This window comes from Paenibacillus validus NBRC 15382, assembly GCF_004000985.1.
GTDB lineage: Bacteria > Bacillota > Bacilli > Paenibacillales > NBRC-103111 > Paenibacillus_G > Paenibacillus_G validus.
On record NZ_BIMH01000022.1, the window covers coordinates 26637 to 48358 of the forward strand.

Consider the following 21722-nt stretch of genomic DNA (forward strand, 5'->3'; position numbering starts at 1 on the left):
ATTGACGTACGATCATTATAGATAATCCAGTAAAAGGGGAAGAGGGTCATCATGAGAAGGGAAGAAAGCCTTACTACGCAGAAACAGTCTTTGTCAAAAATTTTGGCACAAACGATTAAAACAGGAATTATTAAATCAAACCTGATTCCGATGTTTGCCGGATTAACCTTGGCATTATATACCTATCAAATCAGTCCTATTGAGAAATTTCCGGAAATGTTATTTGCTTTGATTGGTTCGATTTTAGTCATGGGTGCAGCCGGAGCTTTTAATAACCTATATGACCGAGATATAGATTCTATTATGGAGAGAACTAAAAACAGACCGACTGTAACAGGAGAAATAAAGCCTAAAGCGGTATTAGGGCTTGGTATCTTCATGTCTATTCTCGGCATAGCAACTCTTGCATTAACAACTCCCCTGGCAGCAATCCTAGGGTTTCTGGGTTTGTTTTTTTATATGGTCCCCTATACGATGTGGAGTAAAAGAAGAACCATTTATAATACGGAGATTGGAAGTATTTCTGGGGCAATGCCGCCTCTTATAGGATGGGCTGCTATTTATCCGGACATAACACATCCAGCCATTCTTGGTCTGTTTGCGATTACAGTTATTTGGCAAATGCCGCATTTCTATGCTATAGCTATCCGGAAGCACGATGAGTATAAGGCTGCGAAGGTTCCTATGCTTCCAGTAGTCAAAGGTGTTAAAAGAACCTATATACAAACTAATATTTATTTAATTGTTTTAATTGCAATAAGTTTTCTTTTTGGGTCTTTAAGCCTTGGTCTTATGTTAGTCGCGCTTCTTTTAAGTGTTCTATGGCTTATTTTAAGTATTTTCGGTTATAAAAAGATGGATTCAGAGAAATGGGCAAAATCAATGTTTGTTTATTCCCTGCTTCATATGACGATCTTATTTTCAACTGTAATTATCTATTCTCTGATGGGAATTTCTTAACTTTGTTATGTTCTTATGGGGGTCAGGAGGGCTGGATTTATGCAAAGTTATGGTAATCTAAGAAGCGTATCGTTTGGCACCCGAATCATTTCTTTTTTGTGGGATTATATTATTATATTAGGCTACATCATCCTGTTGATCGGAGTATTTTATATTGCAAAACCTATACTGATTCCACTGTTTACAGCAAGTGCTTTGTCCGCGGAGATCACTGGTTTTTTATTAATTACGCTTCCTGTTTATCTTTATTTTGCTTTATGTGAGGGGTCGAAATCGCACGCGACATGGGGAAAGCGAAGAATGGGGATCGTGGTGGTTGACGTTCACGGTCAACCATGCGGTCTTGGCCGCTCTCTTTTCCGTTCTGCCCTTAAATTCATCCCTTGGGAGCTGTCCCATTTCACCATATGGCACATGGTCATTCCGTCAGGGTATCCCGATTATATAATTTATATTTTATTGGCCACGGTCTACGGATGGGTATTCATTTACTTGCTATGCGCCTTTATCAGCAAAAATAAACAAACTCTTTATGATTTTATTGCGGGAACCGTTGTAAGATATAAGGATTAAGCGTTCATTGAGCTCCATCCTTAGAAGGAGTTAAACCACCTTTTTAATGGGTGGTTTTTCTTATATCCGAAAATCTACAATCAAGTTGAACAGAGCCAAATTTATAAAAATTAAAACAATGACGATTGATTAAGTTTTTATATATTGCAAGAAACTCCTTCTCTCGCAACTCGTTTCGACAAACATTTCATACCATATATGTTAATTTAAACCTAATGCGGATATCTAAGAAAGGGTGGGTGCTTTCATTTCCTTCAGCAAACCGATTTCCATTCGGACTATTTTGCTGTCCGTCTTTCTTCTGCTCATGATTTTTCCTCTGGTGGTCATCACGTATATTACCTACAAGAAGGAAAATGAAATCTTTCAAAAGCAGATGAGCCAATATTTGCTGCAAACCGTTGAACAGACTCATCGGGCTCTGGACGCCAATCTATCAGAAATCGACCGGCTCACATGGACTTTACTATATGAGCAGTCGCTTGATTTTTTAAAGGGTCCGTTAGATTCTCCATACCGGTTGTTTGATGCCAATCAAAGGTTTAAAGAATTGGTTTATTCCAACTTGTTTCGCGGCAGGCTGGAGTACATACGCGCCATCTCTTTTATCACTTCGGATCGTACGGTTCTATCGACGGAGAATTCATTTTATGCCTACGAGCAGGTCGATCATGCGAACTATCAATTTGTCATCGATCAGGTAGAGGACAAGTCCTTAAAAATGAACTGGTTCAGTGAAAAGAGGGCGATATATAGCCCGAAGGACGGCTTCCAAACCCCGGTTCGCGCTTCCGTGACGGCAGCAAGGCGCCTTATTGACAGCAATACGGGGGTGCTTCGCGGGTATCTGTTTGTTCAATTTAACGATTCGTTTATCAGTGAGTATCTCCGTAAGGTTCAAATCGGCTCAACAGGATCATTGTTGGTTTCGGACGCAGCGGGAGATGTTATTTACCAGCAGGATCCCCAGTTGTTTCAGAACAATAAAATAAATGAAGCGATAAGGTCTTTGCCTCTCCAGGGACAAGGGCTGAGGATTGTTGACGGGAAATGGCTGCTTGCCTCCGACATCTCGAAACTCAGCGGATGGAAAATGACGGCAGTTGTTCCTTTAGGAGAATTGATTGGTCCGAATCAAAAAATATTGCAATATCTGCTGATCATTGCCGCTTGCGGAGCCGTTGTCTCCGTCATCGTCTCGATCCTGCTGGCTACCGCGATTTCCAAGCCGGTCATTAATTTGGCCCGCTTAATGTCCATTGCTTCGAAAGACAGTCTTCATGTGCGGGAAACTCAAGGTTCGATTCAGGAAATCAGTATTTTACAATTCAACTTCAATCGTATGATGGACCGGATTCAGGATCTGATTCGGGAGAACGAAAGGCAGCAGAAAGAAAAGCGGGAGGCGCTGCTGCAGGCGCTGCAAATGCAGATTCATCCGCATTTTTTATATAATACGCTCGACATGATTTACTGGATGGCCAAGAAACATAAAGCGGAATCCATAAGCAAGCTGGTAACGGCTTTGGGCAGGTTTTTCCGGTTCACCTTATCTGCGGGACAGGAATGGACAACACTGAGAAAAGAGGTGGAGCATATCGAGAACTATTTGCAAATTCAATCTTTTCGCTACAGGGATAAGCTGCAATATGAGATTCATCTGGAGCCCTCTGTTTCAGAAGTACGTGTAATGCCGCTTATTCTTCAGCCTTTAATTGAAAACGCTTTAGAACATGGTGTATCTAAAAATCCGGCGGGCGGTAAAGTGACGATAAGTGCCCGAAAAATGGAAAACCGGGTTTGTATCTTAATATCCAACACGGGTTCGCCTATCGATCTGGAACATGTGAACCGTTTACTGCAGGACGCTTCCCCAAGCGTGCATGTCGGTCTTCGAAATGTCCAGCAAAGAATCCAGTTGGCATTCGGTCAGAGGTACGGCATACAGCTAACGGAAAGCGAGCAACTCGAAACGCTGGTCAAGATAACCATACCTTATGGTTTGTCTCCGTCAAACCCGTTATTTGAGGAGGCATAGCTTTGAAGCGCTTTAAATACAATGGACTGATGTTTATTGCGTTCGTGCTCCTTCTGATTTGGGCACTGAGCAGTTTGGTTTTGCTGGATCAAGTAACCATCGAGACGGTGAAAGTTCCACCAGAAACCAAAAAAATCAGGGTGCTTATTCGTACGGGGACGGAATCTGCGGCGATGCGTCAGATTTCGCAGGCTTTTGAAGCGGAGACGGGTATCCAGGTGGAATATATTGAATTGGGCAGAGATGTGTATTTTACATCGGTTGGTACGCAGCTGCTGGCGGGTACAGACTCGTTTGACATCGTCTCCGTACCGAACACGTCCATTGCCCAATTTGCCTCCGCCCATGCGATTCTTCCACTGGATTCCTTTATCAGGAATCCCCATTTGACGGATTTGCCGTCGTTCGATGTCGATGATTTTCTTTCCGTCTACCGTTACCAGGGAGCGACTTATGCGCTGCCGACGGACATTAGCACCCATTTTCTTTATTATCGCAGTGATTTAATTTCAAGCGTTCCTGAAACCTGGGATGATTTGTTCAAGGAGGCCCGGAAATATACCAAAAGCCATAACCCGGAATCCCCTACGACATGGGGGTTAGCGATGCCTGCCGTTGTACCGGAGGAACGCTCCAAAATATTCGCCTCTCTATTATGGTCGTTTGGCGGAGATATTTTGAAGGAGAACGACGGGGAGGTACTGCTGGATCAACAGGAGTCCATTCAAGCCGGTGAATACCTTGAACAACTGGTGAAAGAGAAGCTCGTGCCGCAGGATATGCTGAGCTGGGATTTTTCCAGAACGCGCGATGCCTTGATTTCAGGGGAAGTGGCCATGGCGGCGCCGTATTGGAATTCCGCATATCCGATGATCAAGCAAGCCGCTAGTCCTTATACAGATTCGATTCAAATCTCTTTAATTCCCGGCACCAAGGACCAGAACGGTAATCTCCGCCGTATCCCGTTTCAGCATGGTTGGACGCTCGCGATCAATGCCAGTTCCACGAATCCGTTGGATGCATGGAAGTTTCTCGAGTTTGCGACCGGTAAACGCGGAGGGATGATCTATGCTCAGCGAGGGGGGATTCCAGCCAGACGTTCCATTTTGAGTGATCCGTCCTTTAAAGTGTCGCGACCCGATTTTTCATTAATTCTGGAGAGCATCGATATTGCGAAAGCAGAACCTTCAATTACTTATTATCCGGCTATGGTTGATATCGAAGATAAGGCGCTGGCCAAAATCGTTACCTTATATGCCAACCCGAGAGAAACCTTTATGGAGGCGGCGCATGAACTTCGTCAGCTTTCCGGGCATATCAAAAAGAATCTGAATAGGACGGAGGGAAATCGATGAGCGCTGCTGCATGCCGGGCTGTTATTATCGATGACGAAGCCTGGATTCGGGAAGGGTTAAGCGAACATATCCATTGGGAGCTTCTCGGTATTGATCTGGTGCAAGTATTTCAGGACGGCTTTGAGGCTGTGAATTATATCGAAGGCCATCCTGTCGACATCCTTGTGTCGGATATACGCATGCCCAATATGACCGGCCTGGAGCTCGTCGCAAGATTACGCCTATTGGAAGATAACCATCGCTTGCCATCGAAAATTCAAGTTATTTTCCTGACCGGCCATGGCGATTTTAAATACGCCCAGGAAGCGATCCGTCTCGGCGCTATGGATTATCTGCTTAAGCCCACGGATGTCGAAGAGATCGAAGCGGTCTTACAGAAAGCCAAGCAGCTGTGCGGCAAAGAAGAGAAGCCTGCCAAGCGGCAGCCCGCACAACCAAAGGCGCCGGAGGAGCCCGTTTCGTACCTGATTAAAAAGGCGCTTCAGATGATGAGCTCAAGATTCACGGAAGATCTCCATCTCACCCAAATTGCTGAAGAGTTGTTTGTCACGTCCAATTATTTAAGCCGGTTATTCCGTCAGGAAACAGGAAAATCGTTCAGCGACTATTTATCGCATATGAGAATTGAAAAAGCCTGTGAGCTGCTAAGCTGTACCAATCTCAAAATTTACCAGGTTGGCGAGGCGGTGGGCTATCCCAATCCCCGATATTTCAGCGAATGGTTTCAAAAGCAGACGGGGATGTCGCCGGGCGACTATCGCGCACGTCATGCATAAAGGAGGGGAATGTCAAATTTTGTGCAAGAAAACAGAATAAAAGATAGATTTACCTCATTCAAAGAGGTTCTCCAATTGAGTAAGATTATTTTGTAAAGCGCTTTCATAAAAAGCAATCTTGAAAGGGGTAGTAACTGTGAAACGAAAATTGTCTCTTACGCTTTCGGCTGTAACCCTGGCGGGCACGCTCTTAACGGCTTGCGGCGCAGACACTGACGCCAACACGACTGAGGTAAAAGAAAGCCCGGCTCCGTCAGCGGGGGCAAATACGCCCGCCCCAAAGGCGAATGCGGAAAAAAAACAGGTTGAAATCTTCAGCTGGTGGACGGGAGCAGGTGAAGAAGCGGGACTTCAAGGACTTATAAAGCTGTTTAAAGAAAAGCACCCGGATATCGAGGTCATTAACGCCGCGGTAGCGGGCGGAGCAGGAACAAATGCGAAGGCCGTTCTGGCAAGCCGTATGCAGGGCGGAGATCCTCCATCTTCATTCCAGGTGCATGGCGGTGCGGAGCTGAACACCGGATGGGTTGCCGCGGATAAAGTAAATCCTTTGAACGATCTGTATGATAGCGAAGGCTGGAAGGCCAAGTTTCCGAAGGACCTGATCGACATGGTCAGCAAGGACGGCAATATTTATTCGGTTCCGGTCAATATTCACCGTGGAAATGTGATATTCTACAACAAGAAAATTTTTGACGATAACGGACTGAAAGCACCAACAACATTTGATGAGTTTTTCAAGGTGGCGGATGCGTTAAAAGCAAAAGGGGTTACTCCGCTTGCGCTCGGCGACAAAGAGCCTTGGACGGCAACGATGCTGTTTGAGAATGTACTGCTCGGCGAGTTCGGTCCTGACGATTACAAGAAACTGTGGACCGGCGAAATTCCTTTTGACGATGCACGGGTGAAAAAATCGCTGGAAACCTTTAAAAAGATGCTGACTTACATCAATAAAGATCATGCTGCCCGTAACTGGCAGGATGCCGCCCAACTGGTCGCCAAAGGGGAAGCAGCCATGAACAACATGGGGGACTGGGCCAAAGGGTATTTTACAACGGATCTGAAATTAAAAGCTAATGAAGATTTCGGGTGGGTCGCATCGCCGAATTCAGACGGCAGCTTTATGGTCATAACGGATACTTTTGCACTGCCTAAAGCTTCCAAAGATCAAGCAACTGCCAAAGAATTCTTAAAGGTTCTCGGTTCTGTAGAAGGTCAGGATGTATTCAATCCGTTGAAGGGATCGATTCCGGCTCGTATTGATGCAGATGCATCCAAATACGACATTTATGGTAAAACGACGATTGAAGACTTTAAGAAGAGCAAGCTGACCCCAAGTATGGCACACGGCTCCGCTGCACCGGAAGGCTTTACGACCCAAGCTAATCAAGCCATCAATATTTTCGTAACGCAGGGCGACGTCGAGCAGGCGGCGAAAGCGCTCAAACAGGCACAGGATGCTAACGGTATGAAGAAGTAGGGAAAAATCGACGGGGCCAGATGGCAGACCAGACATCTGGCCCTTTGTCTTGGAGTGTGATCAGATGAACGCTACCCGTTCAACCAGACCATTGAATACCAAACAACCCGTTCCCGCGTCAGGCCGGCGAAGCGTCTGGAAGTCGGAGAAGCTCGTGCCCATCCTCATGCTTCTGCCTTCATTAGCGGCGATCGCCATTTTTGTTTATGGATTTATTGCGTGGACAGGTTTTGTCTCATTCACGGAATGGAACACATTAGTCAAAAATTTTGCTTTTGCGGGCTTTAGCAATTATCAATTCCTGTTTCAGGATTTTCGTTTTCAGTCGGATTTAAGAAACACACTGACATTTACGATTCTTTTCATTGCGGGCGGGATGCTCATCGGACTGTTTCTGGCGATTATGGTTGACCGGAAAATTCGCGGCGAAGCTTTTTTTCGCAATGTGTTTGTGTTTCCGATGGCGCTTTCGTTTGTCGTGACCGGGGTAGTGTGGCAGTGGATTCTAAACCCGACGACAGGAATCAATTTACTTCTCAAGTCACTAGGGATGACGAATGTCCCGTCTTGGTTTGTAAGTACGGAGATTGTTCCCAAAATTCATCTGGGGCAGATTGATTTCGGACTGCCGCTAGCGATTATTGCTGTAGCGATCGCTGCGATCTGGCAAATGTCCGGTTTTGCGATGGCCATGTATCTGGCCGGGTTACGGGGAATCTCTGAAGACCTGCGGGAAGCGGCACGGGTGGATGGAGCGACGGAATGGCAGGTGCTGTTGAAGGTCATATTGCCGCAATTGAAGCCCATTACGATGAGCTTGATTATTATTTTAGCGCATATTTCGTTGAAAATTTTCGATTTGGTCTATGCGATGACAGGACCAGGCGCCATGTTTGTGACGGATGTTCCCGGTGTCTATATGTTTGAAACGACCTTCCGCGGCAATCATTATGCCCAAGGTGCGGGTATCGCCATGATTATGCTGCTTCTTGTCTCCTTACTTATTGTTCCTTACTTGATTTTCAACATGCGCAAGGGGGAAGAGTAACATGTCGCTGGAGCGCTTCAACCGTTCGCTGTTGTATGGGGTACTGATCGTACTTGCGATCTTATATCTGGTTCCGATTTATGTCATGCTGATCACCAGTGTGAAGGGCTTGCAAGAAATTACGTTAGATCAAATGTGGGCGCTGCCGAAGCACTTTAACTTGGGCGGTTATCAGGAGGCTTTTAAGAAGCTGATCCCCAATTTGACGAACAGCTTCTTGCTTGCCATCCCGGCTACGCTGCTATCGGCCCTGCTCGGATCGCTCAATGGGTATATTTTATCCAAATGGAAGTTTAAAGGCGCGGACGTCCTGTTTACGCTGATGCTGTTCGGGATGTTCATTCCGTACCAAAGCATACTTATTCCATTGATACAATTTTTGCAAATGATCAAGCTGTACAATTCGATTCCCGGATTAATACTCGTTCATGTTGTGTACGGCCTGCCTATTTGTACCTTGATGTTCCGCAATTTTTATGTCGGCGTTCCCAATGAAGTGCTTGAATCGGCCAAAATCGATGGAAACGGCTTCTTCGGTATTTATCGGTATATGATGATTCCCTTATCGTTAACCGGATTTGTGGTCGTAGGTATTTGGCAGTTCACCAGCGTCTGGAACGAATTCTTGTTTGCCGTTACTCTCACGACACAGAAGCAGCAGCCCATCATGGTCGCCCTCCAAAACCTGTCCGGAAGTCAGATTGTGCAGTGGAACGTGCAGATGGCCGGAGCTATTTTGGCCGCACTCCCTACACTGCTGGTTTATATGTTCCTGAGCCGGTATTTTATCAGGGGGCTGCTTGCAGGTTCAATCAAGGGATAAAGGTTATCCGTAAGTTGAAAAAAATGGCCAGGGTTGTCCCGCAAGTCATCATTCATGACAAGGGACAACCCTTTCGTTTTCAATAAATCCATCCCATGATATCAGGTATGAAAAGGATGTTTAAACGGAAGAAAAGATAGTTTTACCTCATAGTTAAAGCGAGCCCGCTTATGTAAGATATTTAAAAGGAAGCGCTTACAGACCTGGCATAAAACCTCTGTACGTGGTCTTCTATCGTTGAAGTGACCCCGATGGAGGTTTTTCTCACGGTAGAAATGCTGCTATTCAAGGAGGCGTTTATGAATTGAATCGTTGCATTGGCGGATGTCGTAGTCCACCGAAATTTACAGGAGAGTGCCTTAGTAAACTATGAGGAGGTTAGGGTACGTGAAAAAATGGAAACGTAAATTTGCCGTTAATTTAACTTTATCTACAATGCTTTTTGGCGCTGTTTTCAGCAATCTGGCCGGTACAGCTTTGGCGGAAGAGGCAGTTCCGGTTTATAAGGACCCGGCCCGGCCGATCGAAGAGCGGGTTAGTGATTTGATTGGCACCATGACACTTGATGAAAAAATCGGCCAGATGGTTCAAGCGGAACGTGCTTCGTTAGGCACGATCTCAGACGTAAAAACCTACTTCATCGGCTCCATACTGAGCGGAGGCGGCTCCGTACCCGCAGGGAACACGCCTGCTGCATGGAACACGATGTATGATAATTTTCAAAATCAAGCCTTGGGAACCCGCCTTGGCATTCCGGTTATTTACGGCGTGGATGCCGTTCATGGCCATAACAATCTGCTAAATGCTACGATGTTCCCGCATAATGTCGGCTTGGGTGCAGCGAACGACGCTGATCTGGTAAGGAGAATCGGGGCGGCTACAGCTGCTGAAGTTCGGGCAACCGGAGTGACCTGGACCTTTGCCCCCGTTATTTCCGCCGTACAGAATATTCGCTGGGGCAGAACGTACGAGGGCTTCAGCGAAGACCCGAAAATCGTCGCTAAGCTTGGTGCTGCTGCGGTGGAGGGCTTGCAGGGCGATCCTGCAGATTCCGGATTTTTGCAAGGCAACAAAATTGCCGCCTCCATCAAGCATTATATCGGGGACGGTTTAACGGAGAACGGTAAAGATCAGGGCAACATCACGATACCGGTGCCGGAAGGTAAAACGTTGAATCAGGCAAAAGATGAATATCTGGCTCCCTATATCGAAATGTACAAAAAATCCATTCAGGCGGGCGCACGTACGGTCATGATCACGTACAGCAGCATCAACGGTTTGAAAACGCACGCGGATACTTATTTGATCACAGATGTGTTGAAAGGGCGGCTTGGATTTACCGGCCTGGTTGTTTCCGACTATAACGCCATTCAACAGATTCAAGTGGACGATCAAGGCAACCCCGTAGTCGGTTACAGGAATCAAGTGAAAGCAAGCGTCAATGCGGGAGTCGATATGTTTATGCTCTCCGCCAAAGGCAATACGACAGCCGGGGGCGGACAGGGCAGCGGTTGGATAGGTTTTATCCATAATTTAAAAATTCTTGTCGGCAACGGCGAAGTTTCTATGGACCGAATCAATGATGCCGTATCGAGAATTTTAAGAGTCAAGATCGAGCAAGGGCTGCTGGAGCATCCTTTATCGGACAGTGTGTTGAATCCCGAAAGTGTCATCTACAGCGCGGAGCATGCGGCGCTCGCAAGGGAAGCTGCCAGGAAATCACTGGTGCTCTTGAAGAACAACAATCAAGCCTTGCCGCTTAAGAAAGACGGTTCACAGAAAATACTTGTCGTCGGCGATAAGTCGAACCATATCGGCTATCTGAACGGAGGTTGGACGATTTCATGGCAGGGCGGCGGAAACACAGTCACCAAGGGCGTTAATGTGCTGGATGGATTGAAGCAGGTCGGGGGTCCGAATGTCACCGTCGACTGGCATCAAAACGGGGCCGACGTGCTCGGTTACGATACTGTAATTGCCGTTATCGGCGAAGACCCTTATGCGGAAGGCCAAGGCGACAGAAATACCGCCGCAGCCTTATCGTACGGCACTTTGGGAGGAGCTAGCAGCGATGAAAGTATCGTGGCGAATCTGAAATCAGCCAAAGCCGCCAACCCTAATTTGAAAGTAGTGATCGTTCTCGTATCCGGAAGGCCGTTACTCCTCACAGACAAAATCAACAGCCATGATTGGGATGCCGTTGTGGAAGCATGGCTGCCTGGATCGGAAGGCGGTACGGGCATCGCCGATGTCCTTTACGGGGATTATAACTTCTCAGGAAAGCTGCCTTACACCTGGCCCAAAGCTTTTGATCAGCTGCAGCCGGGGGTAACTCCTGCCGATCCGACACCGTTGTTTCCGAGAGGGTATGGTTTGGCTTATCCATCCGCCGTATTAACCGGTGCGGCGGCTGTCGATGCCGGCCAATCGTTCGATCTGACCTTCGGTCTAACAGGCGTGAACCAAAGCGTCTATGCGCAGGATCTCACGTTCACCTATAATCCGGATCAGCTGGAGTTCATCTCTGCGCACTCCGTGAAGGATGGATTCTTGCTCGTCGATAAATCGGCAGCACAGGGCCAAATCCGTATCCTTGGGGCAAATGTGGGGGCGGACTCCGCCAATCTCAACGTCGATTTGCTGAAGCTGAACTTTAAAGTCAAGGAGATGTCCCAGACCACTTCCTCGACGGTAACCTTGGCTAACGTCGTTGTCGCTGACGGGGAAGGGGTAGAAACATCGATAATCGGTGCGTCCCACACGGTACGAATTGCGGCTGCAGATAAAGGGGCTTTGAATGCCTTGATCGCCGACGCCCAAGCCAAGCATGATGCGGCTGTGGAAGGAACAAGAGCCGGGGAGTATCGGGCTGGTTCGAAAGCAGCGCTGCAAGCCGCCATCGATAAAGCCCGAGAAGTAGCCGATAATCCGAATTCCACACAGCAGCAGGTAGAGCAAGCAACGGCTGAGCTGGGTACGGCTTTACAAGTGTTCTATTCATCCGTGATTATGAAACAGCCGGAAGACTTGAACGGAGACGATAAATTCAGTATCGGCGATTTGGGCATCATGGCCTCCTATTACGGCAAATCTTCTGCTGATGCGGATTGGGATCAAGTCAAACACGCAGATATCAACAATGATGGTAAGATCGACATTATCGACCTTGCGGCTGTAGCCAAAATGATTTTCGGATAATGTAATCGAAAGAAGAGAAGATCCAGAGCTTCTCCCGTCAGCTGGTCGGTAAACCCCTGTTTGTTCTTTGGAAGAATCAGGGGTTTACCCACAACAGGATATTTTAATGGAATAAAAGATAGATTTACCGCATAGTTAAAGCGAATTTGTTTAAGTATCATGTGATTTAAAGAAGTGTTCCAGTTCGAAATGGGGAAGGGAGGCCGGATAGGTTTTTGATGGTTCACAATTGAAAACGCTTACTAATAGTGATGATGATTCGAAAAGTGTTGATGAAAGGAAGAACCTACATGAAACGAAAACTTTTATCCATTCATTTGGCCTTATTGCTGTGTATGCTCCTGATCCCGCTAACCTCATTGGCGGCAGACCCTGCTTCCTTCACGTTAACCATTACGAATGATAAACCCGAGATCGGCCAAGAGGTTCAAGTCACCGTTAAAGGGCAAAATCTTCAGGACTTATACGCTTACGAAGTCAATTTTGCTTATAACGAAGATCAACTGCGTCTTAAAGGGGCTAAAAGCGCCATCGAGGGATTTTCCGTACCCCCCATGTTGAAAAAAAACGTTATCCAATTTGCAGCCACCAAAATCGGCAGCATATCCGGGGAGAGCGGAGATGTCACCTTGTGTACGCTCACGTTTGAAGTTATCGGTGAAGGGAAAGCTGCAGTGGAGCTTACCGATGTGAAGCTCGTTACCAGCCAATTGGTTTCCAATGTTCAAAAAGCGGGCGTACAGACGGCAGCCGAGATCCAAATGAACAAATCGGCAACAGCGTTTAGCGATATTTCCGGCCACTGGGCCAGAGAAGCGATAGAAAAAGCGGCAAAACTCGGATTTGTGAACGGATACGAAGACGGCACCTTCCAACCGCAGGGACTCGTTAACCGATCGGAGTTCGCCGTGATGCTGGCACGAGCCCTTCAATTACCGGAAAACGGCAGTGCGCAGATATCCTTTGCGGATCTGGACAGCATTCCGCAATGGGCAAGATCAAGCATATCGAAAGCTGTTGCAGCGGGCATTGTGACAGGGTATGAAGACGACACGTTCCGCCCGGAAAACATGATTACCCGTGCTGAAATTACAGCTATGATTGTCAGAGCTTCGGATATTGCAGTGGATACCGCAAAGAAACCGGCATTTGCCGACGTGGATCAAATTCCCGAGTGGGCCGTTCCTTTCGTTGCGGAAGCGAAAGAAGCGGGCTTGATCCAAGGCAGGGAGGGTAACCTTTTTGCACCTAATGATCATGCAACCCGGGCGGAAGCTGTTACTTTGATCTTGTCTATGCTTGCTTTGTAAAAGCTGATTTTTCTTACATACCTACTTATATTCAGAAAGGGAATACAGGCGATGAGAAAAGGTAAAAGGATATTCATGGTATGGGTGCTCCTCTTGCTTTTGTCGATGAACTGGATGAATGTGCTGCAAAATGCGCATGCCGAGGAATCCTTCCAAGCGAACTTAACCGGCAAGGACAAGATACAAGCCGGTGAATCGTTAGACCTGACCTTTGGAATGATCGGTGTGACCGAAAATGTCTATGCCCAGGATCTGAGCTTAACGTTTGATCCGGAACAGTTCGACTTCATCCGTGCGGATTCATTGAAAGAAGGATTCTCCGTAGTCGGTCAATCTGAATCGCAGGGCCGGGTCCGGATTATTATGGCAAGCGAAGGGGCGGGTCATGCGGTCCATGAGGATGGCGAATTGCTGATTTTGCGCTTGAGGGCTAAGGCGCTCGTCTCGACCGTTACCGGGGAGGTTACGACGACAGACATTGCCATCTCCAACGGCGAAGGTGTGGAAATGAGGGTGGGCTCTGCTTCGCACAGCGTTCAAATTTCCGTGGTGGATAAAGCGGGGCTGCTGGCTTTAATCGCCAGCGCACAAACGAAACATGACATAGCAGTTGAAGGAACGGGCGTCGGGCAGTACCCTGCAGGCTCTAAAGCGCCTCTTCAAGCGGCTATTGACCGTGCTCAAGCAGTGGCTGACAATCAGGCTGCTACGGATGAGCAGGTGCAGCAGGCGTCGAATGAGCTGAATGCAGCGCTGCAGACCTTCATCGCTTCGGTCCATACACCTTTTCCGGGAGATTTAAACGGCGACAGCAAGTATACGATAGGAGATTTGGCCATTGTGTCGGCCGCTTACGGCCGGACGTCCGCCGATCCGGATTGGACGCGATATGTGAAGATGGATCTTAATTATGACGGTAAGGTCGACATCGATGACCTTTCCATGATAGCCAGAGAGATACTCAAGGGAGTGCCTAATCCTCCGCGTGCGCCTGAATGGTCGGCAGATAAGCAGTTGAGCGTATCCGATGTCACGCTGACCGGACTGATGCTGACATGGTCGGGAGCTTCCGATCCGGCTGGTGTGACCGGCTATAAAATTTATCAGGATGGCGACGAATTGGCTGCTGTTACCGGCAGTGTATACCAGGTTACCGGTCTCACGCCCAACAAGCAGTATACCTTTAAGGTGGAAGCGGGTAATGCATCCGGTCTCTGGAGTACCGATGGTCCGAGCGCTTCCGTGACGACGCAGCCCATTGCTCTTCCCTCGGTCGTATTAAGCGGTCCCGCAGTCGTTGCGTCCGGTCAATCCTTCGACCTGACCTATGGGCTGAGCCGTGTATCCCAAAGTGTCTATGCTCAGGATCTGACCTTCATGTTTAATCCGGAGCAGTTGGATTTTATCGATGCGGAATCGTTAAAAGAAGGGATCTCGGTCGTTATTCAATCGGATACGCCGGGCCGGGTCCGGATCAGTACGGTGAGTCAAGGAGCGGATCATGCCATTCATGAGGACGGGGAGCTGCTGGTCGTTCACTTGAGGTCAAAACCACTTTCCGAGCCCGCCTCCGCTACGGTTACGATGACAGACATCGTAGTCTCCAACGGTGAAGGCGTGGAAATGAAGCTAAACGACACATCGTATCACGTACAAATCACCCTAGTGAATAAAGCAGGGCTGCTGGCTTTAATCGCCAATGCCCAAACACAGCATGATGCTGCGATAGAAGGTACCAAGTCCGGGCAGTATCCGGCAGGGGCTAAAGCTGCTCTGCAGGCGGTGATTGACCGTGCAGCAGCGGTGGCTGACAATCCCGCTGCAGACGATCAGCAGGTGCAGGAAGCGGCGGGTGATCTGGAGGCGGCGCTGCAAACCTTTATCGCCTCGGTCATTAAGTCTGAACCGGGGGATTTAAATGGCGACAGCAAGTACTCGGTAGGAGATTTGGCTATTGTGGCTGCGGCTTACGGCAGAACACCGGCCGATCCGGATTGGTCGAAGGTGGCGAGAGCGGATGTCAACCTTGACGGTAAGGTAGATGTCAAGGATCTTGCATGGATCGCAAGATTAATTCTCGATTAGTGGCGCCGTCGAGTAAAACTGATTATTTTTTCGGAAGAAAAGATAGATTTAGCGCGTAGTTAAAGCCAAATGAATGAAGTAAGATGGTTTATAGTAAGCGCTTTCATTGATTTACCAATAACAAAATTACAGGGAGGTTTGTTGAAATGGGTAACCGAAGAGCCGGGAAATTCCTGGCTGCAGCTATGAGCGTCGCTCTGCTGACGGGGGGGTTATACGACCCTTCGAATCAGCAGGCGTTTGCGGCTAATGAAGTAAGCGATTTTCTCTCATCCTTTGAAGCCGGTGATCCGCCAGTGACATGGCAAAACACCGTGGATACGGACCATGAGGGCAATCGTTTGACAGCCGGAATAGACGGTAACACCCCGTTTGCAGGCATTCCGGGGAGTGTCACGAACAAGGTCGTGGAAGTAACGGCAAGAGGAGAATATGCTTCATCCGGCGAAGTGGCAGCCAATCTGATTGATTCGAGCTCGAATTCAAAATGGCTGGATACGAGCTCGACCAGTTGGGTGAAATTCAAGCTTTCCGAACCGATTGCCATCGTGAGATATGCGCTGACCTCGGCGAACGATTCTCCGGGAAGGGATCCTAAAAACTGGCAATTTGAAGGTTCGAATGATGGCAGCACCTGGACTACTGTGGATACAAGAACAAATGAAACGTTCAGCAATCGTTTCCAGACTAAAGTATATGATTTCTCGAACGACACACCGTACTTGTATTATCGGATTAACATCACGGCTAACAGCGGGGATTCTTACATCCAGCTGGCAGAGTTTCAGCTCTCCGACGGGATCGTACTGCCTCCACCGCCCCCGGCTGATATGAAATCGTTTATTTCGAATGGTCCTTCGGGTCTCTATGCCGCGAAATCTAATGCCGGCTGGAGCGGTTTGAAGGCCCTCACTTATTCCGGAATCCATTTGGCGGATGGAAGGGCGTATTCGTACAATAAACTTTATGATGTTGACATTACCGTGACACCGAATACCGAGCTTTCCTACTACATAGCTCCGGAGTTTACCGACAACGCTCAAATGGATTATTCCAGCACGTACGCTGCGGTTGATCTTGCTTTTTCCGACGGGACTTATCTTCATAGTCTAGGCGCGGTAGACCAGCACGGTGTTAAAGTGAATCCTCAGGATCAAGGGAATTCGAAAACACTCTATAACAATCAATGGAATTTCAAAACATCCCGAATCGGTGCCGTTGCGGCCGGAAAAACGATCAAGCGCATCCTGATTGCGTATGATAACCCGGCGGCTGTTCGAGGCACAGGATTCAAAGGGACGATTGACGATGTCAAAATCGAAGGGAATCCCGTTCCCCAAACCTACAACAGGCTTTCTGAATATGTCAACATCCTCAGAGGCACACAATCGAACGGCACATTCTCCAGGGGCAATAATATTCCGGCCGTTGCCGTACCGCACGGATTCAACTTCTGGATACCCAAAACAAATGCAGGTTCGGATTGGACTTATTACTACAATCAAAGCAATAACGCGAACAATCTCCCCACCATTCAGGCCTTTGCCTTAAGCCATGAGCCAAGTCCCTGGATGGGAGACCGCCAAACGTTTCATGTCATGCCGTCAGACACGGCGGGGACGCCAAGTATCAGCCGTACAACCCGGGCATTGCCTTTCCAGCATGCCAACGAGATTGCGAAGCCTTACTATTACGGCGTAACCTTTGAGAACGGCATCAAAACGGAGTTCACTCCTACGGATCATGCCGCCATTTTCAGATTTACGTTCACCGGCGATTCCTCCAACCTTATTTTTGATAACCAGAGCAACAACGGCAGTATTGCGCTTGATCCAGTCAACCAAACCATTTCGGGCTACACGGATCAACGAAGCGGCCTTTCCACCGGCGCGACGCGCATGTTCATCTACGCGGCATTCGATAAGCCGGTAACGGCCGGTACAAAGCTGACCGGAAGCGGAGGCGGCGGGTCGAATGTGCAGGCGTATTACAAATTCGATACCACGGCGGATAAAGTGGTTACAATGAAAATCGCCACATCCTTGATCAGTTTAGATCAGGCGAAGAAGAACCTGGAGTTGGAAATCGGTCCAAGCGATACGTTTGAAACGATCAAAGAGAAGGCTCAGACGCAGTGGGATCAGCTCCTGGGAATTATTCAAGTTGAAGGGGCGACAGAAGATCAGTTAGTCACTCTATACTCGAATATGTACCGTTTATACTTGTATCCAAACTCGACATTTGAAAATGTCGGCACTAACGAAGCACCGGTTTATAAGCATGCCGACCAGACACCGATTACAACCTGCACGACGAGTACGGCAACCCAGACCTGCGCTAGCATCGCAGACGGCAAAACTTATGCCAACAACGGCTTTTGGGATACGTACCGGACGACATGGCCGGCCTATGCTTTACTGACGCCGACCAAAGCCGGCGAAATGATTGACGGATTCGTCCAACATTACCGGGATGGCGGCTGGATTTCCAGATGGTCTTCACCGGGTTATGCCAACCTGATGGTAGGAACAAGCGCGAATGTCGCTTTTGCTGACGCTTACCTGAAAGGGATCACGAATTTTGACGTGCAAAGCTTTTACAAATCGGCGTTGAAAGACGCTGCCGTGACTCCGCCTAATGCCAATGTCGGCAGAAAAGGGATGGCCACATCTATTTTCGACGGCTATACAAACACCGGCACAGGTGAAGGCTTGTCATGGGCTATGGATGGATACATCAACGATTACGGCATTGCGAACTTGTCCCAAGCGCTAGCCGTGAAGAACGATCCGAGCGATCCATATAACGCTCATTACGGGGAAGATTACCAGTATTACATCAACAGAGCGCAAAATTATGTCAACATGTTTAATCCCAATGTGCAATTTTTCAACGGTAGAACCTCAAGCGGTGCTTGGCGCTCGACACCCGAGAACTTCAATCCGATTGATTGGGGTAACGATTATACGGAGACAAACGCCTGGAATATGGCATTCCATGTCCCTCAAGATGGGCAGGGGCTGGCCAATCTTTACGGCGGAAGAGAACAGCTGGCCGACAAGCTGGATCAATTCTTCAGCATACCGGAACCTGCTTCTACGGCCAATGCGGGCTCTTACGGAGGCGTGATTCACGAAATGAGAGAAGCCAAGGATGTGCGTATGGGACAATACGGACACAGCAATCAACCGTCCCATCATATCATTTACATGTATAATTACGCCGGCCAGCCTTGGAAAACGCAAGAAAAGGTTCGGGAAGCATTAAGCAGACTTTACATCGGCAGTGAAATCGGCCAAGGATATGCAGGCGATGAAGATAACGGCGAAATGTCCGCCTGGTATATCTTCGGCGCGTTGGGCTTCTATCCGCTCAAAATGGGAAGCCCGGAATATGCCATCGGGTCGCCGTTATTCAAGAAAGCGACGATCAACCTCGAGAACGGGAAGAAAGTCATCGTCAATGCTCCGAATAACAGCATGGAGAACAAGTACATCCAATCCTTCAGATTGAACGGCGAGGAGCATACGAAAACCTCCCTGCTGCATGCTGACATCGCAAACGGAGCAACGTTGGATTTCGATATGGGCCCGGCACCATCCGCATGGGGCAGCGGTGAAAGCGATGTGCCTTCATCCATTACCGAAGGCCCGGCAGCTCCGGCTCCACTCAAAGATTCGACCGATAAGCTGATAACCCAAGGCGCAGCTAAAGCGACCGACAGCCAAAACAGCTCTGCAATAGGAAGCTTGTTCGACAATAACTCGAATACACGTGTAACCTTCAACAGCCAGACGCCATGGATCCAATTTCAGTTCCTCGGCGTGCAGAAGCAGGTGACGATGTATACGCTGACTTCGGGCAATACGGAAGGCGACGCGAAAAGCTGGGTTCTGAAAGGTTCCAATGACGGTCAACACTGGACGGTATTGGATCAAAGAAGCAACGAAGCGTTTGCGTGGCGCTTATATACCCGACCTTTCAGCGTTCAAAATCCTGGGAAATACGGATTCTACAAATTGGAGATTACCGAAAACAGCGGCACTGCCACGACTTCTTTGGCTGAAATCGAGCTCCTGGCAAATCCGCCGGCTTCCTTAAACGATGAAGCAGCGGTAGCAGAGACCATCCAAGGACTGGATTTGGGCGATACCCATGCGATTACCGGAAAACTAGCCTTACCGGGCGGCAATTTTGACTACGGAACGACGATCACCTGGGTAAGCTCGAATCCGTCAGTCATCAATCACGAGGGAAAAATCGTAAAACGTCCGGGTATCGGACAGCCAAATGCGCAGCTTACGCTGACCGCAACGGTGAAGAGAGGCAGCGCAAGCGGGACGAAGTCATTTACTGTCACGGTGCTTGCTTTAACCGCGGCTGACCTTGAATATGGCGAAGGTGTCGATTTTAAGACGGGCCTGGAGGCGGGCGACGTGATCCCGACTTGGGAAAACGACACCATCGAGTCGAAAAACATCGGGGGATTCTGCTGCGGTCTCACCGGATTCGAGACGAAGGCCGGAGTAACCGGCCACAACAGCACCAATTCCATTTTGTATTCGGTCCAGGCAACGGGTGCGGAGGAGAACTACGCGTACAATAAAATGTTTGAGGCTCATTTCGATATTAAACCTTCTACGGTGTTGTCTTATTGGATCTATCCGGAAGGAAGCGGCGCGACCGTACTGCCGGAAAACACAAGAACGACAAGTCAATATGTATCCGTTGACCTTCAGTTCACGGACGGCACCTATTTGCGTAATTTGGGCGCCACCGATCAAAACGGTGTAGGTCTTCATCCAAATGCGCAGGGGAGCGGCGGAAAGCTGACAGCGGATCAGTGGAACCTTGTTACGTCCAATATCGGAGCGGTAGCGGCAGGGAAAACGGTTGATAAGATTCTCATCTCTTATAACGGGACCGGAAAAACCGGATACGCACGCGGCTTCTTCGATGATATCACCATCGAGCATGCGAAGAGTCAGCCTGGCGCGCTCTTAGCGGGTACAGACGCCGTTTCGCCCGGCGAGACTTTCGATCTGACCTATGGATTGAGCAGTGTGAGCCAAAGCGTATACGCCCAAGACGTGACCGTCACCTATGATCCGGAGAAGTTCGAGTGGATCTCCGGGGAATCCTTGATCGATAATGAATTCTTGATCGTGGATAAACAAGAAACGCCGGGTCAAATCCGGTTTATCGCGGTCCATGTCGGAACCAAGGCGTCGAATCCGAACGGCGCTCTGCTGACGCTTCGCTTCAAAGCGAAGACATCCGTACTTCCGGCAAACGGTACGATGAGGATAACCGGTCTGACCGTTGCTAACGGCGAAGGAATGGAAACCGAATTGACCGGCGCTTCACATACGGTACAAATCAAGCATGTCGACAAAGCGGCGCTCAGCTCCTTGATCGTCGAGGCCCAGGCGTCGCATGATGCAGCCGTGGAAGGCACCAAATTCGGAGAGTATCCGGCAGGCTCGAAAGCGATACTGCAAACGGCGATTAACGCAGCCCAGGCTGTAGCCGCTGACGCGCAGGCCACACAGGAAGCGGTTGAACTGGCCCTGTCTCAGCTGCGAACAGCGCTGCAAACGTTCAAGAATTCGGTCATCAGCACGGTGGATAAAGCGGCGCTGAACGCTTCGATCAGCGAGGCCCAAGCGGCTCACGATGCAGCTGTGGAAGGCACAAGAACGGGCGAATATCCGGCAGGCACGAAAGCGATTCTGCAGGCTGCCATTCATGCCGCCAGCGAGATCGCGGGCGATGCAGCAGCCACCCAATCGCAAGTGGATCAAGCCGCGGCACAGCTGATTACGGCACTGCAAGTGTTCCGGGCATCCGTGAATACGCAGCTTCCGGAGGATCTGAACGGAGACGACAAATTCAGTGTCGGTGACCTGGGTATTATGGCGGCATTATACGGTAAAGCATCGGATGATCCCAATTGGAATTTGTATAAAAAAGCGGATCTGAACAACGATGGAAAAATCGATATTGAAGACCTTGCAGCATTAGCAAGAAAGGTTTTGCAATAATTGCTCAGTTGGGGAGGGTGGCGTTTACGCCT

General features: G+C 48.7%; 12 protein-coding genes. All 12 read left to right on the forward strand.

Features of this window, described 5'->3' with window-relative positions; translation table 11 throughout:
- Window positions 1-51: 51 nt before the first annotated feature.
- Window positions 52-960, forward strand: a complete 909-nt coding sequence (cyoE, locus tag PVA01S_RS15425) for a heme o synthase (protein ID WP_127608352.1) — start codon at window positions 52-54, stop codon at window positions 958-960.
- Window positions 961-999: 39 nt separating this feature from the next.
- Window positions 1000-1533 (forward strand): RDD family protein, encoded by a 534-nt coding sequence (locus PVA01S_RS15430; RefSeq protein ID WP_127608353.1) that lies wholly within the window; start codon window positions 1000-1002, stop codon window positions 1531-1533.
- A gap of 235 nt (window positions 1534-1768) precedes the next feature.
- Window positions 1769-3571, forward strand: a complete 1803-nt coding sequence (locus PVA01S_RS15435; RefSeq protein WP_127608354.1) for a cache domain-containing sensor histidine kinase — start codon at window positions 1769-1771, stop codon at window positions 3569-3571.
- A 2-nt stretch (window positions 3572-3573) separates the two neighbouring features.
- Window positions 3574-4926: an ABC transporter substrate-binding protein gene (locus PVA01S_RS15440; protein WP_127608355.1), complete on the forward strand. Its 1353-nt coding sequence runs from the start codon at window positions 3574-3576 to the stop codon at window positions 4924-4926.
- Window positions 4923-5702 carry a response regulator transcription factor gene (locus PVA01S_RS15445; protein WP_127608356.1) on the forward strand — a complete coding sequence of 260 codons (780 nt, stop codon included), beginning with the start codon at window positions 4923-4925 and terminating at the stop codon, window positions 5700-5702. The genes PVA01S_RS15440 and PVA01S_RS15445 overlap by 4 nt, the downstream gene beginning before the upstream one ends.
- A gap of 136 nt (window positions 5703-5838) precedes the next feature.
- Entirely contained in the window at window positions 5839-7182 is a 1344-nt protein-coding gene (locus PVA01S_RS15450) for an ABC transporter substrate-binding protein (RefSeq protein WP_127608357.1), read from the forward strand.
- A gap of 64 nt (window positions 7183-7246) precedes the next feature.
- Window positions 7247-8230 (forward strand): carbohydrate ABC transporter permease, encoded by a 984-nt coding sequence (locus tag PVA01S_RS15455; RefSeq protein WP_127608358.1) that lies wholly within the window; start codon window positions 7247-7249, stop codon window positions 8228-8230.
- A 1-nt stretch (window position 8231) separates the two neighbouring features.
- Window positions 8232-9053 (forward strand): carbohydrate ABC transporter permease, encoded by an 822-nt coding sequence (locus PVA01S_RS15460; protein ID WP_054799339.1) that lies wholly within the window; start codon window positions 8232-8234, stop codon window positions 9051-9053.
- Between the two features lie 387 nt (window positions 9054-9440).
- Complete coding sequence (locus tag PVA01S_RS15465) at window positions 9441-12251, forward strand: glycoside hydrolase family 3 N-terminal domain-containing protein (protein ID WP_164751852.1); 2811 nt, start codon at window positions 9441-9443, stop codon at window positions 12249-12251.
- Window positions 12252-12541: 290 nt separating this feature from the next.
- Window positions 12542-13561: an S-layer homology domain-containing protein gene (locus PVA01S_RS15470; protein WP_127608360.1), complete on the forward strand. Its 1020-nt coding sequence runs from the start codon at window positions 12542-12544 to the stop codon at window positions 13559-13561.
- Between the two features lie 51 nt (window positions 13562-13612).
- Window positions 13613-15646 (forward strand): cohesin domain-containing protein, encoded by a 2034-nt coding sequence (locus PVA01S_RS15475; protein WP_127608361.1) that lies wholly within the window; start codon window positions 13613-13615, stop codon window positions 15644-15646.
- Between the two features lie 146 nt (window positions 15647-15792).
- A complete protein-coding gene (locus tag PVA01S_RS15480; protein ID WP_127608362.1) occupies window positions 15793-21690 on the forward strand; it encodes a GH92 family glycosyl hydrolase in 5898 nt (1965 codons plus the stop codon).
- Window positions 21691-21722: the final 32 nt, after the last annotated feature.

What these genes read in the sequence shown, in the direction of transcription:
- PVA01S_RS15480 (WP_127608362.1), top strand. Translation starts at nt 15,793, where the DNA reads ATGGGTAACCGAAGAGCCGGGAAATTCCTGGCTGCAGCTATGAGCGTC.
- PVA01S_RS15470 (WP_127608360.1), top strand. Translation starts at nt 12,542, where the DNA reads ATGAAACGAAAACTTTTATCCATTCATTTGGCCTTATTGCTGTGTATG.
- cyoE (WP_127608352.1), top strand. Translation starts at nt 52, where the DNA reads ATGAGAAGGGAAGAAAGCCTTACTACGCAGAAACAGTCTTTGTCAAAA.
- PVA01S_RS15455 (WP_127608358.1), top strand. Translation starts at nt 7,247, where the DNA reads ATGAACGCTACCCGTTCAACCAGACCATTGAATACCAAACAACCCGTT.
- PVA01S_RS15430 (WP_127608353.1), top strand. Translation starts at nt 1,000, where the DNA reads ATGCAAAGTTATGGTAATCTAAGAAGCGTATCGTTTGGCACCCGAATC.
- PVA01S_RS15445 (WP_127608356.1), top strand. Translation starts at nt 4,923, where the DNA reads ATGAGCGCTGCTGCATGCCGGGCTGTTATTATCGATGACGAAGCCTGG.
- PVA01S_RS15460 (WP_054799339.1), top strand. Translation starts at nt 8,232, where the DNA reads ATGTCGCTGGAGCGCTTCAACCGTTCGCTGTTGTATGGGGTACTGATC.
- PVA01S_RS15475 (WP_127608361.1), top strand. Translation starts at nt 13,613, where the DNA reads ATGAGAAAAGGTAAAAGGATATTCATGGTATGGGTGCTCCTCTTGCTT.